Source organism: Pseudomonas sp. AC229 (genome assembly GCF_979254655.1).
The window spans coordinates 436,696-460,492 of record NZ_CEEDHK010000002.1 but is presented as its reverse complement, the minus strand read 5'-3'; the positions used below and the strand labels follow the sequence as shown (position 1 = coordinate 460,492).

The following is a 23,797-nucleotide window of genomic DNA, read 5'->3' as shown; positions in this document are numbered from 1 at the left end:
GCACAACGCCGGCTTTTCATTTACGCGAAAACCGACAATCAGCTACCGCCGCTGCCGCCACCGCTGTCGCCGCTGCCTTCGGTATTCGGCGCTTCGAGGCGTTGCACGGCCATGGCCGAGGCTTCCACGCATTTCTTCTCATCGCCAGCGGCTTTCGCTTGCTTGGCGGAGGTTTGCAGTTCCATCACTTGAGTCTTCAGCGACTCGCTCATCGTGGCCTGCTTGGTGGTCAGGGTGTCCTGAATTTTCTGCAGGTTGGCGTCGCACAGGTCGGCGGCGAAAACAGGTGATGCCATTAGGGTCGCGGACAGTAGTGCCGCTGGATACAGCAAGGCGGTGCGCTTCATGGTGAATCTCCTTCTCGTGGCTGCGGCTCTCGTCCAGAACCCCAGGTGGGGCTCGCGGAGCCGTGAGGGGGCGAGACTGTCAAAACCCGCTTTATCTGCGGGCGTATACAGATGGACTTTCACTTAAACGAAGCGGTTCAGTGTTTTTTCCAGCCTTTTCCCACCCATTTTTTGTAGGAGCGGCTTCAGCCGCGATTGACCCAACGCGTTAACACCATCCTGCTCGTATCGAATTCCCGTCACCCAGCCCTACGCTGACAGCACGCGCGCCTGCGTCACCCGATCCACCAGATACACCAGGCTGTGGTAGTCGATGCCGCCATGTTGGCTCAGGCCGATTTCACAGGTGCGGCTGGTGGAAATGCCTTCGTCGCAGTGCTGCACGGCCTCTTTCAAACTGCGCAAGGCGTGGGCGTTCAACTGCGGCGTGGTGAAGCCTTTGTCGCCAGCGAAACCGCAGCAATGAATGCCTTCGGGCACCACCACATTTTTGCTGCACAGGCGCGCCAGGTCGATCAGCGCCTGGCTTTCGCCGAGGTGTTGGGTGCTGCACGTTACGTGTACGGCGACGGGCGCGTCCTGGGGCACGAACGTCAGCTTGTCGAGCAAGTGAGTGCGGATGAAACGCACCGGATCGTAAAGGTCCAGGCGCGGTTCGCCGAGGTCCTGCACCAGCCGAAGCGTGCACGGACTGGTGTCGCAGTAGATCGGGTCGAGCCCGCCACGGCTTGCTTCCAACAGGGCGTTGATCAGTTCCTGGCGTTTGGCGTCTGCCTGTTCGTTGTAGCCTTTCGAGGCGAAGGGCTGCCCGCAGCAGAGGTTGTCCAGATTGCTCGGAAACACCACTTGATAGCCGGCTTTTTCAAGCAAACTTTGGGTTTTTCCGAATAGCGACTGTTGTTCACGATCCGCCGCTGCCGGGCCCATGGCGCGGGAAACACAGGCTGCCAGGTACACCACGCGCGGCCGGGCGTCGTCTACCGGCGCGGTGAAGCGAAGCGCCCGTTCTGGTTGCGGCATGGCTGGCGACCACTGCGGAACGCGTTGTTTCGAGGCCTGGCTAAACCACGCCGAAACCTTCGCCAGGCGCGGCGCGCCGAGCAGCATGCGTGCGCCGTTGGCGACGTGAAGGGTGAAGCGCGCACCTTGCAAAGCGGTGTGGAAATGGCTGCTCAGCCAGTCGGCGGCTTTGCCTTGGTCGGCGCTTTGCGCGCGCAGTTTTTTCACCAGTTCGCCGGTGTTGATCCCTACCGGACACCGTTGCGCACACAGGCCCGTGGCGGCGCACGTATCGACGCCTTGGTACCGGAAGTCGCGCTCCAGGTCGGTGGTGTCGAGGCCAGCCCGTTGCTTGGCTTGAATGTCGCGCCAGATCACGATGCGTTGGCGCGGACTCAGCGTCAGGCCCTTCGATGGGCACACCGGCTCGCAGAAGCCGCACTCAATGCATTTGTCGACAATCTCGTCGGCGGCCGGCAGTGGTTTCAGGTGCTTTAGGTGCACCTGCGGATCTTCGCTGAGCACCACGTCGGGGTTGAGAATGCCGCGCGGATCGAGCAGGCGTTTGAGCTGCCACATCAGTTGATACGCGTCGCTGCCCCATTCCAATTCCACGAACGGCGCCATGTTGCGCCCGGTGCCGTGTTCCGCTTTCAGCGACCCGCCGAACTCCACCGCCACCAGATGCGCGACGTCGTCCATAAACGCCGAATAGCGCGCCACTTTTTCCGGCGTGTCGAAGGCCTGGGTGAAGACGAAGTGCAAATTGCCCTCCAGCGCATGGCCGAACAGGATCGCTTCGTCGTAACGATGCTTGTCGAACAGGGCGATCAGGCGGTTCACGCCGGCGGCCAAGTGCTCGACCGGAAAGGTCACGTCTTCGATGATCACCGTGGTGCCGGTCTCGCGCACCGCACCGACGGCGGGGAAGGTGTCTTTGCGGATCGCCCAGAGCTGGTTGTACACCGACGGATCGGTGCTGAAGTCGACCTGTTTTTCCACCGGAAAGCCGGCGAGCGAGGCCATGATCTGGCCAATCTGCTCCTGCAGAAGGGTGTCGCTCGCCGCGCGGGATTCGATCAGCAGGGCACACGCGCCAGCTGACAATTGGCAAACGAAAGCGGGCATGCCGGCCTTGTTTTCAACCGAGCGCAGGCTACGACGGTCGAGCAGTTCAACGGCCGATACCGGTTGGCTTTTCAGCACAGTGACGGCGTTGCAGCAGCTCTCTACATCGGTGAATACGATCAGCGCCGAGGCTTTATGCGGGTGGTCGATCACGGTGTCGTAGGTCACGGCGCTGATAAAGCCAAGCGTGCCTTCGGAGCCCACGAGCAGGTGCGTGAGAATGTCGAGCGGTTGGTCGTAGTCGACCAAGGCATTGAGCGACAAGCCGGTGGTGTTTTTCAGGCGGTATTTATGCCGAATTTTTGCTGCCAGTTCGGGGTGGGCGCGGGTGTTGCGACTCAGCTCGGCGAGTTGCTCCAGCAGTGCGCCGTGGGTGCTGTGAAAGGCGGCGACGCTGACTGGGTCTTCGCTGTCCAGGCGCGTGCCGTCGGCCAATACCAGGCGCATGCCGGCAAGCGTGTGGTAGGTGTTTTGCGCGGTGCCGCAGCACATGCCGCTGGCGTTGTTGGCGACGATACCGCCAATTTTGCAGGCGTTGATCGAGGCGGGATCCGGGCCGATCTTGCGGCCGAACGGCGCTAGCCAGGCGTTGGCCTGGGCGCCGATGACGCCAGGCTGAAGACGAATCTGCGCACCGTTCTGACGAATCTCACGGCCATTCCAGTTATCGCCCAGCACGATCAATACCGAGTCGCTGATGGCCTGGCCGGACAAGCTTGTGCCGGCCGCGCGAAAGGTGACCGGCACCTGTTCGGCATGGGCCAGTTTCAACAACTGCACCACTTCATCCTCGCTTTCAACGCGCACGACCAGCTTGGGAATCAGCCGGTAAAAACTGGCGTCCGTGCCGAAGGCCAAGGTGGACAGCGCGTCGTCGAAACGCCGCTCGCGCGGAATCAGCTGTTCGACGGCGGTGAGAAAAGCGGTGGGCAGACTCAAAGGGCAACTCCTGAACGATGGCGCGGGTTACTGCTGAAATTGCTCGATCACGGGCTGGCCGAGTTCGCGCACCAGTGAGTCGGCGTTGATGTCGGCGATGGTTTTGGCGCCCGTCAGCACCATGGCCACGCGTATTTCCTTTTCGATCAGCTCCAGCAGGTTAGTCACGCCGGCGCCGCCCGCTGCGGCCAGTGCGTAAATAAACGCGCGGCCCAGCATGACCGTGTCAGCGCCCAGGGCGATCATGCGCACCACGTCGAGGCCGTTGCGAATGCCGGAGTCAGCGAGAATCGCCAGGTCGCCTTTGACCGCATCGGCAATGGCTGGCATGGCCCGCGCGCTGGACAATACGCCATCAAGTTGGCGGCCGCCGTGGTTGGAGACGACGATGCCATCGGCGCCAAATTTCACTGCGTCTTTGGCGTCTTCCGGGTCGAGGATGCCTTTGATCACCATGGGGCCGTCCCAGAAATCGCGGATCCATTCCAGGTCTTTCCACGAAATCGACGGGTCGAAGTTGGCACCCAGCCAGCCAATGTAGTCGGCCAGCCCGGTGGGGTTGCCTCGGTACGCGGAGATATTGCCAAGGTCATGCGGGCGGCCGAGCAGGCCGACATCCCACGCCCAACTCGGATGGGTAATGGCTTGCAGCATACGGCGCATCGGCGCATTCGCACCGCTCATGCCGGAATGGGCGTCGCGGTAGCGTGCGCCGGGCACTGGCATGTCGACGGTGAACACCAGCGTGGTCACGCCGGCGGCCTTGGCGCGCTCCAAGGCATTTTTCATAAAGCCACGGTCTTTGAGCACGTACAGCTGGAACCACATGGGGCGGTCGATGGCCGGCGCCACTTCTTCAATGGGGCACACCGACACCGTCGACAAGGTGAACGGAATGCCTTTGGCAGCGGCGGCTTTGGCCGCCTGCACTTCGCCCCGGCGCGCGTACATGCCGGTCAGGCCCACGGGTGACAATGCCACTGGCATAGCCAAGGTTTCGTTGAACAGGCGGGTTTCCAGGCTCAGCTCGGACATATTGCGCAGCACGCGCTGGCGCAGGGCGATGCTGGCCAAGTCTTCAACGTTGCGCCGCAAGGTGTACTCGGCGTAGGCGCCGCCGTCGATGTAATGAAACAGAAACGGCGGCAGCTTGCGCTGGGCGGCGATGCGGTAGTCGGAAGAGGCGGAAATAATCATCAGGTCGTCCCGTGTGGAAAAAGACCCGAGGCGGCGAACCGCCTCGTTCAGTTCAGCGTCGACACCGCAACGGCGGGTCGGCGCCAGCGGGTTTAGTGCACCAACATGCCGGTAAGCCAATAAGCCTGGGCCAGGGTGATCAGGCCGACAAACGCGGCGAAGATCAGGCTGTGCTTGAGGGTGAAGCGGAACAGATCGGACTCCTTGCCCACCAGCCCGGTCGCGGCGCACGCCACGGCAATCGACTGCGGGGAAATCATTTTGCCCGTCACGCCGCCGCTGGTATTGGCGGCCACCAACAGGGTGTCGTTCACGCCGATCTGGTGCGCGGTGGTGGCTTGTAGCGAACTGAACAGCGCGTTGGAAGAGGTATCCGAACCGGTCAGAAACACCCCCAGCCAGCCCAGGAATGGCGAGAAGAACGGAAATGCCGCGCCGGTGCCGGCCAGCACCAAGGCCATGGTCGAAGACATGCCCGAGTAGTTGGTGACAAAGGCGAACGCCAGCACCATGCCGATGGACAAAATCGGCCAGCGCAGCTCAAACAGTGTTTCCTTAAAAGTGGTCAGACCAGTTTTGAAATCGATTTTCAGGATCAGCATGGAAATCAGCGCTGAAAAGAAAATCGCCGTGCCGGTGGCTGAAATCGGATCCAGCTTGAAGATCGCCGGGATGGCTGTCGGTGCTGTCACGATGGGCGCGGTTTTGATCACTAACTGATCAAGGTGCGGAATCGCGAAATTGAACACGGTGCTGTACATCGCGCCGCCAGCCGCAAACAGAGCCTTGAACGGCTTGAGCGTCCAGATGGTTACCAGCACGGTCAGAATCAGGAACGGCGACCAGGCTTTGAAAATCTCACCGAGGCTATAAGGCGACGCTGTGGTGGTACGCGGCTGGCCGAAACCGCCCGCGCTTGCCATCGCACTGCCACCGGTAGCGCCGGCGATTTGCGCGTTGGCGCTGCGACGCGGCTGCCACACTTTCAGGAACAGGGTGAGCGAGACGAGGCTGACCAGCGCCGAGGTAATGTCTGGCAGTTCCGGGCCGATGAAGTTCGAGGTGAAGTACTGGGTGATCGCAAACGACAACCCGGCCACCAGCGCCGCCGGCCAGGTTTCTTTGATGCCGCGCCAGCCGTCCATCATTGCCACTAGCCAGAACGGCACGATGATCGACAGCAGCGGCAGTTGCCGGCCAGCCATCGCGCCGATCTTGAACGCGTCGATGCCGGTTACCTGGCCGGCCACGATGATCGGAATACCCAGCGCACCGAACGCCACCGGCGCCGTATTGGCGATCAAGCACAGACCCGCCGCATACAACGGGTTGAAACCCAGACCAACCAGCAGCGCAGCGGTAATAGCCACCGGCGCACCGAAGCCCGCCGCGCCTTCGAGAAAGGCGCCAAAGGCGAAACCAATCAGCAAAACCTGCAAGCGCTGATCGTCGGTGACTGAGAGCACAGAGCTGCGGATGATTTCGAACTGACCGCTTTTCACCGTCAGTTTGTAGAGAAATACCGCCGCGACGATGATCCACGCGATTGGCCAGAGGCCGTACATAAATCCATAGCCGGCGGCGGCGAACGCCATGTCCGCTGGCATCTGGAAGGCGACGATGGCGATGACGATCGACAGCGCCAAGGTGATGCTTCCCGCCACGTGGCCTTTGAGGCGAAACACGGCGAGCGCAAGGAAGAAGAAAACAATCGGTACGACGGCCGCCAGGGCGGACAGCCCAAGGCTGCCCAGTGGGGTGTACAGCTGTTGCCAGGTTTGCATCGTGGGTTGGCTCCCTGATTATTGTTGGGTGTGCCTGGGTGTTGGGTCACGGTCCAGGCGCTTGTGGCGGGATGGATGCGCTCAACTTGTGCGTCGGGTAATTGGTCATACCAATTTACAAATTCGACGGATCAGGGTAAAAGCCCTACGCAGACTCTGTCAATTTGCCTACATACGACTTTGGTCTTGGGGTGGGCGAAGTCAGGTAATTCTTGTGGGATGAACGGCGCGGTCGTTAGGCTGCTGCCGACGCGTCTCAGGCGCAGGCTAGAACGGTCGCGATTTGAAATCGGGCGTAGCGGAGAAAGGCATGGGGTTCCGTCATATTCAACAGCGCCGCTTGTCGGACGATATCGTTTCGCAGCTCGAGCGCATGATTTTGGAGGGCACGCTCAAAGCAGGGGAGCGTTTGCCGGCCGAGCGAGCGCTGGCGGAACAGTTCGGCGTGTCGCGCCCTTCGTTGCGTGAAGCCATTCAGAAGCTTGCGGCCAAGGGGCTTTTAGTCAGTCGCCAGGGCGGCGGTAACTATGTGGCGGAGTCGCTGGGCTCGACCTTCAGTGATCCCCTGCTGCATCTGCTGGAGAGCAACCCCGAGGCTCAGCGCGACTTGTTGGAGTTTCGCCACACCCTGGAAGGCTCGTGCGCGTTTTATGCGGCGCAACGGGCCACTGAACTGGACCACCAGCGCCTGCGCGAGGCATTCGAAGCGCTGCAACAGTGCTACGCCAGCGAAGGTAAAGTCAGTCGCGCCGAAGAGGGCGCGGCGGATGCGCGCTTTCATTTGGCCATTGCCGAAGCCAGCCACAATGCGGTTTTGCTCCACACCATTCGCGGGCTGTTCGACCTGCTCAAGCGCAACGTGGTGACCAACATCGGCGGCATGTACGCCCTGCGCAGCGAGACGCGGAAAATGCTTATGCAGCAGCACGGCGAGCTGTACCAAGCGATTATTGAGGGACGCGCGGAAGAGGCGCGTGAAGTCTCCAATCGCCATATTCATTACGTACAGGAAGTGCTGGCCGAAGGGCTGCAAGAGGCGCAGCGCGTGGCGCGGGCGGAGCGGCGGCAGGGGTTTTAAGCGCGCTGAAGCAAAAAAGCATCGCGGCTAAAGCCGCTCCTACAGAGTGTGCGAGTCGTAGGAGCGCTTCAGCCGCGATGCTTTTGGATGCAGCAGGTTGGGCGGTGTTAGTCGTCCTTGCCTTTGGTGCGAACAGCGCGTTGCAGCTCGCGGTCGGAATCGCGCTCACGCTCGGTGTGGCGTTTGTCGTATTCCTTCTTACCTTTACCCAAGCCGATTTCGCACTTGATCAGGTGCGCTTTCCAGTAAATCGACAGCGCCACGCAGGCATAACCTTTCTGCTGCACGGAAGAAGTGAGCTTCTCGATTTCGCGCTTGTTGAGCAGCAATTTGCGGGTGCGGACCGGGTCGGCGATAACGTGGGTGCTGGCCGCAGTCAGTGGCGCGATGTGCGCGCCGATGAGCCAGGCTTCGTCGTTTTTCAACAGTACGTAGCTGTCGACTAACTGCGCTTTACCGGCGCGCAGGCTTTTGACTTCCCAGCCAGCGAGCACCAGACCTGCTTCGAATTTATGTTCGATGAAGTAGTCGTGACGGGCTTTCTTGTTTTGGGCGATGGTGCCCTGAGGGTGTTTTTTTTGCTTGGCCATAGGCGCGGCATTATAAGCAACAGTCTTGCTGCTGGCGACAGTTTACGCAGCCGCTACGCTAAGGCTGCTCGTGTTGCCATCACGGCGCGTGCCCTTGAGAGGCAGGGGTGAATCTCGGACAATGCGCGCCTCTTCTTTTCGGCCTCCCTTGGGCCGCATCAACCGGCAGGTTTTTTATGGCAGGCGACAAGGTTTCGGTTCACGGCTCGTGGGCCAGCCGCTGGGTATTTATTTTCGCCGCAACCGGCTCGGCGGTAGGGCTGGGCAGTATCTGGAAATTCCCGTACATGACCGGCGTGTATGGCGGCGGCGCGTTCGTGTTGATGTTTTTGCTGTGCATCGCGCTGCTGGGTGTGCCGGTGATGGTGGCCGAGACCTTGATAGGTCGCCGCTCTCGCTTGAGCCCTGCCAACGCCTTGCGAGCGCTCGCCGCTCACACCGCCCATGCGGGCAAATGGTCGTGGGCCGCGTTCGCCGGAATGGTCACTGCCCTGCTGATTCTTTCCTTTTATAGCGTGGTAGGCGGCTGGGCTTTGGACTATATCCTCGGCGTTGGCTGGGGGAAATTTCAGAACATCGAGGGCGAACAAGCCGCGCGCTATTTTGCCGACATGGTTGCTGACCCCTGGCGGCTGATCCTTTGGCACTCTGCCTTCATGCTGTTGTCAGCTGTGGTGATCGCTCGCGGCGTGGTCGAGGGGCTGGAACGCAGCCTGCGGGTAATGATGCCGCTGTTGTTTGTGCTGCTGCTGATTTTGCTCGGCTACAGCCTGACCACCGGCCATTTCATGGAGGGGGTGCGGTTTATGTTCCACCTCGACCCTTCGAAACTCATGGATGGTCTGCTGCCAGCGATGGGCCATGCGTTTTTCTCGTTGAGCGTGGGGATTGGCGCCATCCTGGTGTATGGGGCGTACATGCCCAAGCAAACGTCCATCACCGGGACGGTAGTGGGTGTCGCGTTGCTGGACACCTTCGTGTCGCTGATCGCCGGCTTGGCGTTGTTCCCGATCGTGTTCGCCGCCGGTTTGAACGCGGGCGAAGGGCCGGGGCTGATGTTCGTTACCTTGCCGCTGGCATTTGGCAACGTGGCGTTCGGGCAGGTGATTGGCGTGGTGTTTTTCGTGCTGGTCACCGTTGCGGCTTGGAGCTCGGCGATTTCGCTGCTGGAACCGATGGTGGCGTATCTGGTTGAGCGCACCCGTTTCAGCCGCGCCTGGATTACCTCGGCGCTGGCCTTCAGTTGCTGGTTCGTTGGGCTCGGTACGGTGTTCTCGTTCAACATCTGGAAAGAGGCCAAATTCTTTATTAGTGAAGGCGAAGGGTTTCAGCTCTATCAGTGGGGTGCTGCCGGTGGGCTGGACCTGTTTGGCGTCATCGACTTTTTCACCTCACGCATCATGCTGCCGCTCGGCGCGCTGACCTTCGTGGTGTTCGCCGGCTGGATCATGGGGCGCGAGGCGGTCCGTGATGAGCTGGCGATGCGCAACCGTCGCTTGTTCGCCATTACCTTCTTCCTTATGCGTTATGTCGCGCCGCTGGGTATCCTCATCGTGTTCGCTACGCAGTTATTTAAGTGAGATTTGCATGACCACCCATATTCAACGCTCCGCTTTACTGCCGTATCCGGCCCAGGCGCTATTCGACCTGGTTAATGACGTGGCGAGTTACCCCGACTTCCTGCCGTGGTGCGCCTCGACCACCGTGATCGAGGAAACCGACACCTTGATGCGCGCGAGTCTGGAAGTGGCCAAAGGTGGATTGAGCCAGCGCTTCGTTACGCGCAATACGCTGGTCAATGGCCAAAGCATCGAGATGAATCTGGAAGAGGGGCCGTTCACTGAATTGCATGGCGTCTGGCAGTTCAAGGCGCTGACCGACAAGGCCTGCAAAATCAGCTTGGACCTTTCCTTCGAGTATTCCGGCCAATTGGTGCGTGCCACCTTGGGGCCGCTGTTCAACCAGGCTGCTAACACCTTGGTGGATGCGTTCTGCCAGCGGGCTAAAGAGTTGCATGGCTGAAGCGCTGATTACGGTTGAAGTGGTGTATGCCTTGGCCGATGAGCAGCACCTGTTGCCGTTGCAGGTGCCGGCGGGTACGACGGCGCGGCAAGCCGTGGAGCGGTGCGGCCTAACGGCAACGTTTGCTGAACTGGATCCGCAAACCTGCCCGCTCGGAATCTTCGGCAAAGCACTGGCTGATCCACAAGCGCGTGTGTTGGAAGATGGGGATCGGGTAGAAATTTACCGGTCCTTGCTGGCTGATCCGAAAGAGGTGCGCAAGCTGCGCGCAGCGAAGGCGGCGGCAAAGCGGCAGTAGCTTTATTCTTGGCGTGGTAGCGAATCGTCCCACTGCCCACAGCGCTTGGTTTACGAATTTCAGGCAACAAAAAGCCCGGACTGGTCCGGGCTTTTTTGTGTCGCCAGTAAAGGATTACTGAGGCGAGGTTTCCAGCGGTGTCGGCGTTGGAACCGGTACGGTTTCGACGTCGACGTCTTTCTGGATTTTTTCAAGCAGCGAGCCGGGCTTGGCAGGCTCTTCCGGTTTGGCTTTGTCTTCGGCTTTCGGCGCTGCGGCTGGCGCTTCATCCTGGCCAAGAATTTCCTGATCGCGGCTCACGCCTGGCATGAAGTCGCCGGACAGGCCTGCCAGTTGGTCGTTGGCGTCGAAGATGATGCTTACGCGCTCTTGCAAACGCTGACGGCCACCAGGCTGGATGCTGTAGAGATAGTCCCAGCGGTTGGCGTGGAACGTATCGGTAATCATCGGGTTACCCATGATAAACCGCACTTGGCGTCTGGTCATTCCAGGCTTCAACTGGTCTATCATGTCCTGCGTCACGACATTGCCCTGCTGGATGTCGATTTTATAAACCCCGGGGAATGAACAGCCGGCGAGTGCGAGTAAGCCCACAACGGTGAGGCTAGTCAGCAAGAGCTTGGTGTTTTGCATCGGTGGGAGACTTCCACTATCTTGGCTGGGCAATTTGGCCACCGATCATACCTGCATTGAAGGGAGCTGCGAAGCAGCAACCACGAGAAAGCTGACCATGGTAGAAAATAGCGAACTACGTAAAGCTGGCCTGAAAGTGACCCTGCCGCGGGTCAAGATTCTGCAGATGCTCGACTCTGCAGAGCAGCGCCATATGAGTGCGGAAGATGTCTACAAAGCACTGATGGAGGCTGGCGAGGATGTGGGCTTGGCCACGGTCTACCGTGTTCTGACTCAGTTCGAAGCGGCTGGTCTCGTGGTGCGTCATAACTTCGATGGCGGTCATGCCGTATTCGAACTGGCCGATGGCGGTCACCACGACCACATGGTCTGTGTCGATTCCGGCGAAGTGATTGAGTTCTTCGATGCGGAAATCGAAAAGCGTCAGAAGGAAATCGTGCGAGAGCATGGTTTTGAACTGGTGGATCACAACCTGGTTCTCTACGTCCGCAAAAAACGTTGATTGGAATCTTCTGGTCGTCGGCCATGCTGCGTTGAGCGCCACCATAAAATGCTCACGTACTTGAGTACGCTGCGCTTTTCTGCCGTCGCTCGCCTTGCCTGGCTGTAGCCCAGAAGCCCCAGTCCACGTTTTAGGCTCACGAAATAAAAACGCCGCGTCTCGAAAGAGCGCGGCGTTTTTTATGGCGGCGGTTTTTTAAGCGTTGGCAGCAGCGCTGCTAACCATCTTCCGGGCGTGGGCCAGCGACTCCTCGGTGAGGTCTACGCCGCCCAACATGCGCGCGACTTCTTCCACGCGGCCGGCGCTGTCCAGGGTCGCTACGGCTGTATGTGTTTCGCCGTCGCCACGCGCCTTGTGTACGAACAAATGTTGATGCCCTTGCGCCGCCACTTGCGGAAGGTGCGTAACGGTGAGTACTTGGCCGCGCTCACCGAGTCGGCGCAGCAGTTGGCCGACCACTTCGGCTGTCGGGCCACCAATGCCGACGTCCACTTCGTCAAATACCAGCGTGGGTACGCGCGAGGTCTGGGCCGTGATTACCTGAATCGCCAGGCTGATCCGCGACAGCTCGCCGCCAGAGGCGACCTTCGCCAACGCTTTAAGCGGCTGGCCCGGGTTGGCGCTGACCAAAAATTCCACCTGCTCCAGCCCTTGCGGGTGCGGGTCGGTGCTGTTGGTGTTGTGCAGTTCGATGGTGAAACGCCCGCCGGGCATACCCAGACGCTGCATTTCCACCTCTACGGCACGGGCCAGGTTGCTGGCGGCGCCGTGGCGAAGGGCGCTGAGCTCTTCAGCTTTTTCCTGGTAATGACGCGCGAACGCCGTCAACTCTTCAGCGAGCCGCTCGGTGGCTTGGTCGTCTGCATTGAGGCTTTCCAGTTCCTCGAACAGTTGCTGCTGCAGGTTCGCCAGTTCGCTGGGCAAAATGCGGTGTTTGCGCGCCAGGGTATAAATGGTGTCCAGGCGTTCTTCGAGTAGCTGGAGGCGTTCGGGGTCGGCGTCGAAATGGTCAAGGAAGCGGTTCAGTTCGCCAATTGCTTCTTCCACTTGAATCTGCGCGCTGGCGAGCAGGTTTACCGCTTCACCCAGCGAGCCCGGTTGGCTACGGAAATTGCTCAGGCGGCTCACGCTGCTGGTCAACGCAGACAGCACGTTGCCGCTGTCATTTTCGCTGCACTGTTCGATGACCAATCGGCAGGCGCTCAGAAGGCCCTCCGCATTGGTCAGGGTTTTGTGTTCCTGCTCGAGTTGTTCCAGCTCGTTTTCGCCAAGGCCGAGGTTGTCCAGTTCTTCCAATTGATAGCTGAGCAACTGATGGCGCGCGCGTTGCTCGTCCCCGGCGCTGGACAGCCGCTCCAGCTCGTTTCGCGTTTGCTTCCAGCGCTGTGCGGCCAATTGCACCTGCCGCGCCAATTCCTGGCTGCCGGCGAATTCGTCCAGCAGACGGCGGTGTGTTTCCGGCTTCAGCAGGGATTGGTGTTCGTGCTGGTTGTGGATATCGATGAGTAATTCACCGATGGCTTTCAGATCGCCTTGCGGGCATGGCGAGCCGTTGATGTAACCGCGCGACCGGCCTTCGGCAGTGATGACGCGGCGCAGGATGCACGGGCCGTCGTTGTCGAGGTCGCGCTCGGCCAGCCAGGCTTTCGCTTCGGGAATGTCGGAGAGATCGAAGCTGGCGAGAATGTCTGCTTTATCGGCGCCCGGGCGCACAACGCCGCTGTCAGCGCGGTCACCCAGCGTGAGGCCGAGCGCGTCGAGCATGATCGATTTGCCGGCGCCGGTTTCGCCGGTGATCACGCTCATTCCGCCATTTAGTTCGAGGTCGAGGTGCTCAACGATGGCGTAGTTGTGTACGGAGAGATGTACCAGCATGGCGGAGGCTCCAGGCGTAAAGTCTGGTTATTTATACAGTGTTTGTTTTGTTCCTGACAATCCTCCTGTGCTCTTGAATCGGCAGATTGCGACCCCATATAAGCGGCAGAACCGTGAGTTGAGGCTCGCGACTTGTTTACTCACCGCTCGGAACGGTTTAGCCCGAGCAGGCAAGCGATATAAAGAGGAGAACCGCATGGCCGACGAACAGACCCAGAACGCCCAGAATCCAGATATTGAAAATGCTGCCGAGTCGGCGGTGGGCGAAGACCTGGCGGCCCGCGTGCAAACGTTGGAAGAACAGCTGGCTGCTGCTCAGGACCAAGCGTTGCGCGTTGCGGCTGACATGCAGAACGTGCGCCGCCGCGCCGAGCAGGATATTGAAAAGGCGCACAAGTTTGCGCTGGAAAAGTTTGCCAATGATCTGCTGCCGGTTGTCGACAGCCTTGAGCGTGGTCTGGAGCTTTCCAACCCCAACGACGAGGCAATCAAGCCAGTGCGAGAGGGTATCGAGCTGACGCTCAAGCTGTTTCAGGACACGCTCAAGCGTTACAACCTCGAAGCCATTGACCCGCACGGCGCGCCGTTCAACGCCGAGCATCATCAGGCCATGGCGATGCAGGAAAGCACCAACGTCGAGCCCAATAGTGTGCTCAAGGTGTTCCAAAAAGGTTATCTGCTCAATGGCCGTTTGCTGCGCCCCGCGATGGTGGTGGTCAGCAAGGCGCCTGCCGAGCCGCAACCTTCGATTGACGAGCAGGCTTGAAATTTGCCGTAAGGCCCCCATCTATCAGTCAAGCGTTTAAGTGCTACCGCAGTTAGCCACCACTACTGCGGCAACCAAATTCAGTTTCAGGAGAGCAAACATGGGCAGAATTATCGGTATCGACCTGGGGACCACCAACTCCTGCGTCTCGATCCTCGAAAACGGCAGTGTCAAGGTGCTGGAGAACGCCGAAGGCGCGCGTACCACTCCTTCGATCATTGCTTACACCAACGACGGCGAAATCCTGGTTGGTCAGTCGGCCAAGCGTCAGGCAGTTACCAACCCGCACAACACCTTGTATGCGGTAAAGCGTCTGATCGGTCGTCGTTTTGAAGAAAACGTTGTACAGAAAGACATCCAGATGGTGCCGTACAAGATTGTCAAAGCTGACAACGGCGACGCCTGGGTGGAAGTGAAGGGCCAGAAAATGGCACCGCCACAAATTTCTGCCGAAGTGCTGAAGAAAATGAAGAAAACCGCCGAAGACTACCTCGGCGAGCCAGTGACCGAAGCGGTAATCACCGTTCCGGCCTACTTCAACGACAGCCAGCGCCAAGCCACCAAAGACGCCGGCCGCATCGCTGGCTTGGAAGTTAAACGCATCATCAACGAGCCAACCGCAGCCGCTCTGGCTTACGGTATGGACAAAGCGAAGGGCGATCACACCGTGATCGTTTATGACCTGGGTGGCGGTACCTTCGATATCTCGGTCATTGAAATTGCCGAAGTCGATGGTGAGCACCAGTTCGAAGTGTTGGCCACTAACGGCGACACCTTCCTGGGTGGTGAAGACTTCGATATTCGTCTGATCGACTACCTCGTTGACGAATTCAAGAAAGAAAGCGGCATCAACCTCAAAGGTGATCCGCTGGCCATGCAGCGTCTGAAAGAAGCCGCTGAAAAAGCCAAAATTGAGCTGTCGTCCGCTCAGCAGACCGACGTCAACCTGCCGTACATCACTGCAGACGCTAGCGGTCCTAAGCACTTGAACGTGAAAATTTCGCGCGCCAAGCTGGAATCGCTGGTTGAAGACCTGGTGCAGCGCACCATCGAGCCTTGCCGTATCGCGTTGAAAGACGCCGGTATCGATGTTGGCGCGATCCACGACGTGATTCTCGTCGGTGGTCAAACCCGTATGCCACTGGTGCAGAAGCTGGTTACCGATTTCTTCGGTAAAGAAGCGCGTAAAGACGTAAACCCTGACGAAGCCGTGGCCATGGGTGCTGCGATTCAAGGCGCCGTGTTGGCTGGCGACGTGAAAGACGTGTTGCTGCTGGACGTTAGCCCGCTGACCCTGGGTATCGAAACCATGGGCGGTGTGATGACTGCGCTGATCGAGAAAAACACCACGATTCCTACCAAGAAATCTCAGGTGTTCTCGACCGCTGACGACAATCAGGGCGCGGTGACCATTCACGTGCTGCAGGGTGAGCGTAAGCAAGCTGCGCAGAACAAGTCGCTGGGCAAGTTCGACTTGGCTGAGATTCCGCCAGCGCCACGCGGCGTGCCGCAAATTGAAGTGACCTTCGACATCGACGCCAACGGTATCTTGCACGTGTCGGCGAAAGACAAGGCTACTGGCAAGCAGCAGTCCATCGTGATCAAGGCCAACTCTGGTCTGTCCGAGGAAGAGATCGAACAAATGGTGCGTGATGCCGAAGCCAATGCCGAGGAAGACCGCAAGTTCGAAGAGCTGGCTGCCGCTCGTAACCAAGGCGACGCTTTGGTTCACGCCACCCGTAAGATGATCACCGAAGCGGGCGACAAAGCCACTGCGGATGAGAAGGCTGCGATTGAGAAAGCGCTGGGTGAACTTGAAGTCGCAATCAAAGGCGACAGCAAGGAAACCATCGACGCCAAAGTGTCTGCGCTCTCCGAAGCGACCGCTCCGCTGGCTCAGAAAATGTACGCCGAGCAGCCTCAGGCTGGTGAAGCGGCACCTGGCCAGGAAGAAGCCAAAGGCGGCGCTGACGATGTAGTCGACGCCGAGTTTGAAGAGGTCAAGGAAAACAAGTAAGCGTCCATTTGCTTGCTCTCCAGCCCGGCCAACTAGTCAGTTGGCCGGGCGTTATCCGCCACGCGGGAGCTTGCTCCCGCGTTGGCGTGTCTGGAGAAGCCGATTTAAGAGTGTTGAAGAATTATGGCTAAGCGTGACTTTTACGAAGTGTTGGGTGTTGAGCGTGGCGCGAGCGAAGCCGAGCTGAAAAAGGCTTACCGTCGCCTAGCGATGAAGCACCACCCGGACCGCAACCCCGGCGATAAAGAGGCTGAGGAGCGCTTTAAAGAGGCCAATGAGGCCTATGAAGTGCTGTCCGACGCTAATAAGCGCGCGGCGTTTGATCAGTATGGTCACGCCGGCGTCGACCCGAGCATGGGTGGCGCAGGTGCTGGTGGCGCCGGCTTTGGCGGGGCGAACTTCTCCGATATTTTCGGCGATGTATTTAGCGACTTCTTCGGCGGCGCTCGTGGCGGTTCGCGCGGCGGTGCGCAGCGGGGTAGCGATTTGCGCTACACGCTGGAGCTCGATCTGGAAGAAGCCGTACGCGGCACTACCGTCACCATTCGCGTGCCGACGCTGGTCAACTGCAAAACCTGCGATGGTTCGGGTGCCAAGAAGGGCACCAGTCCGGTTACCTGTACGACCTGTGGCGGTATTGGTCAGGTGCGCATGCAGCAGGGCTTCTTCTCGGTGCAGCAAACCTGCCCGCGTTGCCATGGTAACGGCAAGATGATCGCTGACCCGTGCGGCACCTGCCATGGTCATGGTCGTGTTGAAGAACACAAAACCTTGTCGGTTAAAGTGCCGCCGGGCGTGGACACTGGCGACCGCATTCGCCTGTCTGGCGAAGGTGAGGCGGGCGCTATGGGCGGGCCGGCTGGCGACCTGTATGTCGTGGTGAATGTGCGCGAGCACGCGATTTTCCAGCGTGACGGCAAGCACCTGTACTGCGACGTGCCAATCAGCTTTGCCGACGCGGCGCTAGGTGGCGAACTGGAAGTGCCGACCCTTGATGGTCGCGTGAAGTTGAAGATTCCGGAAGGTACGCAAACCGGCAAACTGTTCCGTCTGCGCGGCAAGGGCGTTGCACCGGTTCGCGGTGGTGGTGCTGGGGACTTGATGTGCCGGGTTGCGGTGGAAACGCCGGTCAATCTGGACAAGCGTCAGCGCGAGTTGCTGGAGGAATTCCGCAAATCGCTTGCCACCGACGACAGCCATTCGCCCAAGGCGAGCGGTTGGTTTGAAGGCGTGAAGCGTTTCTTCGGCGACGTGTAAACGGAGCTGGCGAGGTCTGAGTGCTTCGCCGGCTGCAAGTTATTAGCTGGGAGCTGGATGAATGCAACGTATAGCCGTAGTGGGCGCCGCCGGGCGCATGGGCAAAACCCTGATCGAGGCGATTCAGCAGGCCGATGGCGCCAAGTTGGCCGCCGCGATTGATCGTCCGGACAGCAGCCTGATCGGTGCTGATGTCGGCGAGTTGGCTGGCATGGGCAAGCTGGGCGTAAGTCTGGTGGGCGACCTCGCCGAGGTGGTTGAGCAGTTCGATGTGCTTATCGACTTCACCCATCCCACGGTGACCCTGAAGAACCTGGAGGTCTGCCGCAAGGCTGGCAAATCCATGGTGATCGGCACTACCGGTTTCAGCGTTGAGGAAAAACAGCGGCTGGCTGACGCGGGCAAGGACATCTCGATCGTCTTCGCCGCCAACTTCAGCGTCGGCGTCAATTTGTGCTTGAAGTTGCTCGATACTGCAGCGCGCGTGTTGGGCGACGACGTGGATATTGAAATCCTCGAAGCGCACCACCGGCATAAAGTCGACGCGCCCTCTGGCACAGCTGTGCGCATGGGCGAAGTGGTCGCGCAGGCGCTTGGGCGTGATCTGCAGAAAGTGGCGGTATACGGTCGTGAAGGTCAGACCGGAGCCCGAGATCGCGAAACTATCGGCTTCGCTACCGTGCGCGCTGGCGACATCGTTGGCGATCACACGGTGCTGTTTGCGGCCGACGGCGAGCGCGTTGAGATCACGCACAAAGCATCAAGTCGCATGACGTTCGCGCGTGGCGCGGTGCGCTCTGCGCTGTGGCTGAATGGGAAGTCGGCGGGGCTTTACGATATGCAGGATGTGCTTGATCTGCACTGAGACGACTAAACGGTTGTCATCGTGGGTAGACCAAAAATGCCTTTTTCTGTAAGCTACAGCTTTAGTGTGTCCACTAAAAGCGCGCAGTTAACTTGAAAAAGTGATTCTCAAAAAAGCGGGGTGACGTGTCTAAGCGTCATCCCGCTTTTTTACAACCTGCGTACGCCCCGTCAGGCTTGATTTACCGGAGGTCTTCTTGACTAAGCCAGCCATACTCGCCCTTGCTGATGGCAGCATTTTTCGCGGCGAAGCCATTGGAATCGACGGTCAAACCGTCGGAGAGGTGGTGTTCAATACTGCTATGACCGGCTACCAGGAAATCCTCACCGATCCTTCCTATGCCCAGCAAATCGTTACCCTTACTTACCCGCACATCGGCAACACAGGCACTACGCCGGAAGATGCCGAATCGAACCGCGTTTGGTCGGCGGGTCTGGTTATTCGCGATCTGCCACTAGTAGCTAGCAACTGGCGTAACACCATGTCGCTGTCGGACTACCTGAAAGCCAACAACGTTGTGGCTATCGCTGGTATCGATACGCGCCGCCTGACCCGCATCCTGCGTGAGAAAGGCGCCCAGAACGGCTGCATCCTGGCTGGCGACAACATCTCCGACGAGCAAGCCTTGGCAGCGGCACGCGGCTTCCCAGGCCTGAAAGGAATGGATCTGGCCAAGGTGGTCAGTTCCACCGAGCGCTACGAATGGCGCTCCAGTGTCTGGAATCTCAAGACCGACAGCCACCCGGATATCGACGCCAGCGAGCTGCCGCACCATGTGGTGGCCTTCGACTACGGCGTGAAGTTGAACATCCTGCGTATGTTGGTTGAGCGCGGCTGCCGCGTCACCGTGGTGCCGGCGCAAACGCCAGCCAGCGAAGTGCTGGCGCTTCAGCCGGACGGCGTCTTCCTGTCTAACGGCCCAGGCGATCCGGAGCCGTGCGACTACGCGATTCAAGCGATTAAAGAAGTGCTGGAAACCGAGATCCCTGTGTTCGGCATCTGCCTCGGTCATCAACTGCTGGCCCTCGCCTCTGGCGCTAAGACCGTGAAAATGGGTCATGGCCACCACGGTGCGAACCACCCGGTGCAAGACCTCGATACTGGCGTAGTGATGATCACCAGCCAGAACCACGGTTTCGCCGTGGATGAGGCAACGCTGCCGTCCAACCTGCGCGCTACGCACAAGTCGCTGTTCGACGGAACCCTGCAAGGCATTGAGCGCACCGACAAGGTTGCCTTCAGCTTCCAGGGTCACCCCGAGGCGAGCCCGGGCCCATTGGACGTCGCTCCTTTGTTTGACCGATTCATCGAAGCCATGGCCGCGCGCCGTTAAGCCTGCCGACTGACCAAAGGATTCGAGAGTAGAAAATGCCAAAACGTACAGACCTTAAAAGCATCCTGATCCTCGGCGCCGGCCCCATCGTTATCGGCCAGGCGTGCGAGTTCGATTACTCCGGCGCCCAGGCCTGTAAAGCCCTGCGCGAAGAGGGTTACCGGGTCATTCTGGTGAACTCCAATCCGGCCACCATCATGACCGACCCGGCCATGGCCGACGCCACCTACATCGAGCCGATCAAGTGGCAAACCGTTGCCAAGATCATCGAGAAAGAGCGTCCTGACGCACTGCTGCCCACCATGGGTGGCCAGACCGCACTGAACTGCGCCCTGGACCTGGAGCGTCACGGCGTTCTGGAAAAGTTCGGCGTGGAAATGATCGGTGCCAATGCCGACACCATCGACAAAGCCGAAGACCGCTCGCGTTTTGACAAGGCCATGAAAGATATCGGCCTGGCCTGCCCGCGCTCCGGTATTGCCCACAACATGGAAGAGGCCAACGCGGTGCTCGAGAAGCTGGGCTTCCCGTGCATCATCCGTCCGTCTTTCACCATGGGCGGCACTGGCGGCGGTATCGCCTACAACCGTGAAGAATTCGAAGAAATCTGCGCCCGTGGTCTGGACCTGTCGCCGACCAAAGAGCTGCTGATCGACGAATCGTTGATCGGCTGGAAAGAGTACGAGATGGAAGTGGTCCGCGACAAAAAGGACAACTGCATCATCGTCTGCTCGATCGAGAACTTCGACCCGATGGGCGTGCACACCGGCGACTCCATCACCGTGGCCCCGGCGCAAACGCTGACCGACAAGGAATACCAGATTCTGCGCAACGCCTCGCTGGCGGTGCTGCGTGAAATCGGCGTTGAAACTGGCGGCTCGAACGTCCAGTTCGGTATCTGCCCGGACACCGGTCGTATGGTCGTGATCGAGATGAACCCACGGGTTTCTCGCTCCTCCGCGCTGGCCTCGAAAGCCACCGGCTTCCCGATCGCCAAGGTCGCCGCCAAGCTGGCCGTGGGTTACACCCTCGATGAGCTGCAGAACGACATCACCGGCGGTAAAACCCCGGCCTCGTTCGAGCCGGCTATCGACTACGTCGTTACCAAGATTCCTCGTTTCGCCTTTGAGAAATTCCCCAAAGCCGACGCCCGCCTGACTACGCAAATGAAATCGGTCGGTGAGGTGATGGCCATCGGTCGCACCTTCCAGGAGTCCGTACAGAAAGCGCTGCGCGGTCTTGAAGTAGGCGTGAACGGCTTTGATCCGAAGCTCGACCTGAGCAATCCGGAAGCCAAGGGCATTCTCAAGCGTGAGTTGACCGTGCCGGGCGCCGAGCGCATCTGGTACGTGGCCGACGCCTTCCGTGCTGGTATGAGCTGCGACGATATCTTCGCCCTGACTAAGATCGACCACTGGTTCCTGGTGCAGATCGAGGACCTGATCAAAGACGAAGAGCGCATCAAGACCATGGGCTTGTCGTCCATCGATCGCGATGTGATGTACAAACTCAAGCGCAAGGGCTTCTCCGACGCCCGTTTGGCCAAGCTGCTGGGTGTGACCGAGAAAAACCTGCGCAGCCACCGTCACAAGTTGAAGGTGCTGCCGGTCTACAAGCGCGTGGATACCTGTGCGGCCGAGTTCTCCACCGACACCGCTTACATGTATTCGACCTACGAGGAAGAGTGCGAAGCGAATCCGTCGACCCGCGACAAGATCATGATTCTGGGCGGTGGTCCGAACCGTATCGGTCAGGGCATCGAGTTTGACTACTGCTGCGTACACGCCGCTTTGGCGATGCGCGACGATGGTTACGAAACCATCATGGTCAACTGCAACCCGGAAACCGTTTCGACCGACTACGACACCTCGGACCGCCTGTATTTTGAATCGGTGACCTTGGAAGACGTGCTTGAAATCGTCCGCGTTGAGCAGCCTAAAGGCGTGATCGTGCAGTACGGCGGCCAAACCCCGCTGAAACTGGCGCGTGCCCTGGAAGAAGCTGGTGTGCCCATCATCGGCACTTCGCCGGATGCCATCGACCGCGCCGAAGACCGCGAGCGCTTCCAGCAGATGGTTGAGCGCCTGAACTTGCGCCAGCCGCCGAACGCCACTGTGCGCAGCGAAGAGGAAGCCATCCGCGCGGCCAACAAGATTGGTTACCCGCTGGTGGTGCGTCCGTCCTACGTGCTGGGCGGTCGGGCGATGGAAATCGTCTACGAAGAAGAAGAGCTCAAGCGCTATCTGCGTGAGGCCGTGCAGGTCTCGAATGATAGCCCTGTGCTGCTTGATCACTTCCTTAACTGCGCCATCGAGGTCGACATCGACGCGGTGTGCGACGGCGAGACAGTAGTTATCGGCGCCATCATGCAGCACATTGAGCAGGCCGGCGTTCACTCCGGTGACTCGGCTTGCTCGCTGCCGCCGTATTCGCTGCCAGCGCACATCCAGAACGAGATCCGCGAACAGGTCAAAAAGATGGCCTTGGAGCTCGGTGTGGTGGGTTTGATGAACGTGCAGATGGCCGTGCAGGGCGAGGATATCTTCGTTATTGAAGTGAACCCGCGTGCTTCGCGTACCGTGCCGTTCGTGTCCAAGTGCATCGGCGTTTCCCTGGCGATGATCGCGGCTCGCGTCATGGCCGGCAAAACCCTGAAAGAAGTCGGTCTGACCGAAGAGATCATTCCGAACTTCTACAGCGTGAAAGAAGCCGTGTTCCCGTTCGCCAAGTTCCCAGGCGTAGACCCGATCCTCGGCCCAGAAATGAAGTCGACCGGTGAAGTGATGGGCGTGGGCGACACGTTCGGCGAGGCGTTCGCTAAAGCTCAGATGGGCGCCAGCGAAATCTTGCCAACGGGCGGCACCGCCTTTATTAGCGTGCGTGACGATGACAAACCGCTGGTTGCAGGCGTCGCTCGCGACCTGATTAGCTTGGGCTTTGAAATCGTAGCCACTGCCGGCACTGCCAAGTTGATTGAGGCGGCGGGCCTGAAAGTGCGCCGTGTGAACAAGGTGACCGAAGGCCGTCCGCACGTGGTCGACATGATCAAAAATGACGAAGTCACGCTGATCATCAACACCACTGAAGGTCGCCAGTCGATCGCTGACTCTTACTCCATTCGCCGCAACGCGCTGCAGCACAAGATTTACTGCACCACCACGATTGCAGCGGGCGAGGCTATCTGCGAAGCGCTGAAGTTCGGTCCCGAGAAGACCGTTCGCCGCTTGCAGGATCTGCATGCAGGATTGAAAGCATGATCAAGTACCCAATGACCGTTCAGGGCGCTCGCGCCCTGGAAGAAGAACACGCCCACTTGACCAAGGTCGTGCGTCCGAAGCTCAGCCAGGACATCGGCACGGCCCGCGAATTGGGTGACCTGAAAGAAAACGCTGAATACCATGCCGCGCGTGAACAGCAAGGTATGGTTGAGGCGCGCATTCGCGATATCGAAGGTCGGCTGCAGAACGCTCAGATCATCGATGTGACCGCCATCGCGCCAACCGGCAAGGTGATTTTTGGCACCACGGTGGAAATTGCGAACGTTGAAACTGACGAGCGCGTGACCTACCAAATAGTTGGTGAAGACGAAGCGGACATCAAGCTCGGGAAAATTTCCGTAGGCTCACCAATCGCTCGCGCATTAATCGCCAAGGAAGAAGGCGATGTGGTTCCAGTGCGCACGCCGAGCGGGTTGATTGAGTACGAGATTGTCGAGGTTCGTCATATCTAAAGCCCGTCCACTCGATGTTGGGGTAGTCACCTGGCGGCTGGCTCAGACTTTCTGGGTCGGCGGCCTGTGGTTGCTTCACTTCGTCGTATTGCCTGCGCTGGAGCGGATCGGTCTTGCACCGATGCTCGTCGAGGAAATCGCCAACACGCTGAGTCCGCTGCTGGTGTTACTGGCAGCGGGTGGGCTGGTGCTGCAGATGCTTGTTTTGCTGCAGGCCGAGCGCATTTCATCGTTGTGGCGCGATGTTCGCGGTCAGCTTATGGTCGCGAGTTTGCTCGTGGCGCTGGTGTATGGCGCTCTGCATCGCTGGCAGCCGGACGCCCTGCGGTTGCAGTTGTTCTCGTTTTTGGTTTTGGCGTTATGCGGTGCGCTGTTGGTTCTACAGCCGGCGCCGGACGGCGAGGCGGCCAGGGCACGCAAAGCGCGCCACTGACGGG

Annotated in this window: 20 protein-coding genes; 13 read left to right on the top strand and 7 right to left on the bottom strand. The window is 59.5% G+C overall.

The annotated features are described in order from the left end of the window. Positions 1-38: 38 nt before the first annotated feature. The 4 genes from AC0IW7_RS04715 to AC0IW7_RS04700 all read right to left on the bottom strand — a co-directional run bounded on the left by AC0IW7_RS04715 (position 39) and on the right by AC0IW7_RS04700 (position 6,394). The gene (locus AC0IW7_RS04715; protein WP_471816059.1) at positions 39-347 is read right to left on the bottom strand and encodes a hypothetical protein; all 309 of its coding nucleotides are present in this window, start codon (positions 345-347) and stop codon (positions 39-41) included. 249 nt (positions 348-596) lie between these two features. Next, complete coding sequence (locus tag AC0IW7_RS04710; protein ID WP_471816057.1) at positions 597-3,413, bottom strand: FAD-binding and (Fe-S)-binding domain-containing protein; 2,817 nt, start codon at positions 3,411-3,413, stop codon at positions 597-599. A gap of 27 nt (positions 3,414-3,440) precedes the next feature. Beyond that, the gene (lldD, locus tag AC0IW7_RS04705) at positions 3,441-4,610 is read right to left on the bottom strand and encodes an FMN-dependent L-lactate dehydrogenase LldD (protein WP_122493085.1); all 1,170 of its coding nucleotides are present in this window, start codon (positions 4,608-4,610) and stop codon (positions 3,441-3,443) included. Positions 4,611-4,702: 92 nt separating this feature from the next. Then, positions 4,703-6,394 carry a lactate permease LctP family transporter gene (locus AC0IW7_RS04700; RefSeq protein ID WP_471816055.1) on the bottom strand — a complete coding sequence of 564 codons (1,692 nt, stop codon included), beginning with the start codon at positions 6,392-6,394 and terminating at the stop codon, positions 4,703-4,705. A 310-nt stretch (positions 6,395-6,704) separates the two neighbouring features. On the opposite strand from AC0IW7_RS04700, the gene AC0IW7_RS04695 reads away from it, so the two are divergent. After that, a complete protein-coding gene (locus AC0IW7_RS04695) occupies positions 6,705-7,472 on the top strand; it encodes an FCD domain-containing protein (protein ID WP_471816053.1) in 768 nt (255 codons plus the stop codon). A gap of 107 nt (positions 7,473-7,579) precedes the next feature. Here the strand turns inward: AC0IW7_RS04695 and smpB are convergent, their stop codons facing one another. Beyond that, a complete protein-coding gene (gene smpB / locus AC0IW7_RS04690; protein ID WP_122493082.1) occupies positions 7,580-8,062 on the bottom strand; it encodes an SsrA-binding protein SmpB in 483 nt (160 codons plus the stop codon). A 176-nt stretch (positions 8,063-8,238) separates the two neighbouring features. Here smpB and AC0IW7_RS04685 point away from each other — a divergent pair, with 176 nt between their 5' ends. The 3 genes from AC0IW7_RS04685 to AC0IW7_RS04675 are packed head-to-tail and all read left to right on the top strand — an operon-like array spanning position 8,239 to position 10,382. Then, the gene (locus AC0IW7_RS04685; RefSeq protein ID WP_471816051.1) at positions 8,239-9,642 is read left to right on the top strand and encodes a sodium-dependent transporter; all 1,404 of its coding nucleotides are present in this window, start codon (positions 8,239-8,241) and stop codon (positions 9,640-9,642) included. A 7-nt stretch (positions 9,643-9,649) separates the two neighbouring features. Beyond that, on the top strand, positions 9,650-10,084 hold the full coding sequence (locus tag AC0IW7_RS04680; protein WP_471816050.1) for a type II toxin-antitoxin system RatA family toxin: 435 nt from the start codon (positions 9,650-9,652) through the stop codon (positions 10,082-10,084). Further along, complete coding sequence (locus AC0IW7_RS04675) at positions 10,077-10,382, top strand: RnfH family protein (RefSeq protein ID WP_122493079.1); 306 nt, start codon at positions 10,077-10,079, stop codon at positions 10,380-10,382. Before AC0IW7_RS04680 ends, AC0IW7_RS04675 begins: the two co-directional genes overlap by 8 nt. A 114-nt stretch (positions 10,383-10,496) precedes the next feature. Here AC0IW7_RS04675 and AC0IW7_RS04670 read toward each other — a convergent pair whose 3' ends face one another. Next, positions 10,497-11,015 carry an outer membrane protein assembly factor BamE gene (locus tag AC0IW7_RS04670; RefSeq protein WP_471816049.1) on the bottom strand — a complete coding sequence of 173 codons (519 nt, stop codon included), beginning with the start codon at positions 11,013-11,015 and terminating at the stop codon, positions 10,497-10,499. A gap of 97 nt (positions 11,016-11,112) precedes the next feature. On the opposite strand from AC0IW7_RS04670, the gene fur reads away from it, so the two are divergent. Next, positions 11,113-11,517 (top strand): ferric iron uptake transcriptional regulator, encoded by a 405-nt coding sequence (gene fur / locus AC0IW7_RS04665; RefSeq protein ID WP_122454032.1) that lies wholly within the window; start codon positions 11,113-11,115, stop codon positions 11,515-11,517. A gap of 195 nt (positions 11,518-11,712) precedes the next feature. On the opposite strand, the gene recN is transcribed toward fur, so the two are convergent. Continuing rightward, positions 11,713-13,392 carry a DNA repair protein RecN gene (gene recN / locus AC0IW7_RS04660; protein ID WP_471816048.1) on the bottom strand — a complete coding sequence of 560 codons (1,680 nt, stop codon included), beginning with the start codon at positions 13,390-13,392 and terminating at the stop codon, positions 11,713-11,715. Between recN and grpE the strand changes: the two genes are divergently transcribed. The 8 genes from grpE to AC0IW7_RS04620 all read left to right on the top strand — a co-directional run bounded on the left by grpE (position 13,391) and on the right by AC0IW7_RS04620 (position 23,793). Continuing rightward, positions 13,391-14,158, top strand: coding sequence for a nucleotide exchange factor GrpE (grpE, locus tag AC0IW7_RS04655; RefSeq protein WP_471816046.1), 768 nt, complete (start codon positions 13,391-13,393; stop codon positions 14,156-14,158). The genes recN and grpE overlap by 2 nt on opposite strands. A 100-nt stretch (positions 14,159-14,258) precedes the next feature. After that, positions 14,259-16,175 carry a molecular chaperone DnaK gene (gene dnaK / locus AC0IW7_RS04650; protein WP_471816043.1) on the top strand — a complete coding sequence of 639 codons (1,917 nt, stop codon included), beginning with the start codon at positions 14,259-14,261 and terminating at the stop codon, positions 16,173-16,175. 123 nt (positions 16,176-16,298) lie between these two features. Further along, positions 16,299-17,432: a molecular chaperone DnaJ gene (dnaJ, locus tag AC0IW7_RS04645; RefSeq protein ID WP_463381670.1), complete on the top strand. Its 1,134-nt coding sequence runs from the start codon at positions 16,299-16,301 to the stop codon at positions 17,430-17,432. Positions 17,433-17,493: 61 nt separating this feature from the next. Next, positions 17,494-18,297, top strand: coding sequence for a 4-hydroxy-tetrahydrodipicolinate reductase (dapB, locus tag AC0IW7_RS04640; protein ID WP_471816041.1), 804 nt, complete (start codon positions 17,494-17,496; stop codon positions 18,295-18,297). 196 nt (positions 18,298-18,493) lie between these two features. After that, complete coding sequence (gene carA / locus AC0IW7_RS04635) at positions 18,494-19,630, top strand: glutamine-hydrolyzing carbamoyl-phosphate synthase small subunit (protein WP_122493073.1); 1,137 nt, start codon at positions 18,494-18,496, stop codon at positions 19,628-19,630. Positions 19,631-19,665: 35 nt separating this feature from the next. Next, complete coding sequence (gene carB, locus AC0IW7_RS04630; protein WP_122493072.1) at positions 19,666-22,887, top strand: carbamoyl-phosphate synthase large subunit; 3,222 nt, start codon at positions 19,666-19,668, stop codon at positions 22,885-22,887. Further along, the gene (greA, locus tag AC0IW7_RS04625; RefSeq protein ID WP_122493071.1) at positions 22,884-23,360 is read left to right on the top strand and encodes a transcription elongation factor GreA; all 477 of its coding nucleotides are present in this window, start codon (positions 22,884-22,886) and stop codon (positions 23,358-23,360) included. Before carB ends, greA begins: the two co-directional genes overlap by 4 nt. Continuing rightward, positions 23,338-23,793: a DUF4149 domain-containing protein gene (locus tag AC0IW7_RS04620; RefSeq protein ID WP_471816038.1), complete on the top strand. Its 456-nt coding sequence runs from the start codon at positions 23,338-23,340 to the stop codon at positions 23,791-23,793. Before greA ends, AC0IW7_RS04620 begins: the two co-directional genes overlap by 23 nt. The last annotated feature ends 4 nt before the right edge of the window (positions 23,794-23,797 follow it).

Coding starts and splice junctions, on each gene's coding strand:
- AC0IW7_RS04715 (WP_471816059.1), bottom strand. CDS start 347: ATGAAGCGCACCGCCTTGCTGTATCCAGCGGCACTACTGTCCGCGACC.
- lldD (WP_122493085.1), bottom strand. CDS start 4,610: ATGATTATTTCCGCCTCTTCCGACTACCGCATCGCCGCCCAGCGCAAG.
- AC0IW7_RS04700 (WP_471816055.1), bottom strand. CDS start 6,394: ATGCAAACCTGGCAACAGCTGTACACCCCACTGGGCAGCCTTGGGCTG.
- AC0IW7_RS04695 (WP_471816053.1), top strand. CDS start 6,705: ATGGGGTTCCGTCATATTCAACAGCGCCGCTTGTCGGACGATATCGTT.
- smpB (WP_122493082.1), bottom strand. CDS start 8,062: ATGGCCAAGCAAAAAAAACACCCTCAGGGCACCATCGCCCAAAACAAG.
- AC0IW7_RS04685 (WP_471816051.1), top strand. CDS start 8,239: ATGGCAGGCGACAAGGTTTCGGTTCACGGCTCGTGGGCCAGCCGCTGG.
- AC0IW7_RS04680 (WP_471816050.1), top strand. CDS start 9,650: ATGACCACCCATATTCAACGCTCCGCTTTACTGCCGTATCCGGCCCAG.
- AC0IW7_RS04675 (WP_122493079.1), top strand. CDS start 10,077: ATGGCTGAAGCGCTGATTACGGTTGAAGTGGTGTATGCCTTGGCCGAT.
- AC0IW7_RS04670 (WP_471816049.1), bottom strand. CDS start 11,015: ATGCAAAACACCAAGCTCTTGCTGACTAGCCTCACCGTTGTGGGCTTA.
- fur (WP_122454032.1), top strand. CDS start 11,113: ATGGTAGAAAATAGCGAACTACGTAAAGCTGGCCTGAAAGTGACCCTG.
- grpE (WP_471816046.1), top strand. CDS start 13,391: ATGGCGGAGGCTCCAGGCGTAAAGTCTGGTTATTTATACAGTGTTTGT.
- recN (WP_471816048.1), bottom strand. CDS start 13,392: ATGCTGGTACATCTCTCCGTACACAACTACGCCATCGTTGAGCACCTC.
- dnaK (WP_471816043.1), top strand. CDS start 14,259: ATGGGCAGAATTATCGGTATCGACCTGGGGACCACCAACTCCTGCGTC.
- dnaJ (WP_463381670.1), top strand. CDS start 16,299: ATGGCTAAGCGTGACTTTTACGAAGTGTTGGGTGTTGAGCGTGGCGCG.
- dapB (WP_471816041.1), top strand. CDS start 17,494: ATGCAACGTATAGCCGTAGTGGGCGCCGCCGGGCGCATGGGCAAAACC.
- carB (WP_122493072.1), top strand. CDS start 19,666: ATGCCAAAACGTACAGACCTTAAAAGCATCCTGATCCTCGGCGCCGGC.
- greA (WP_122493071.1), top strand. CDS start 22,884: ATGATCAAGTACCCAATGACCGTTCAGGGCGCTCGCGCCCTGGAAGAA.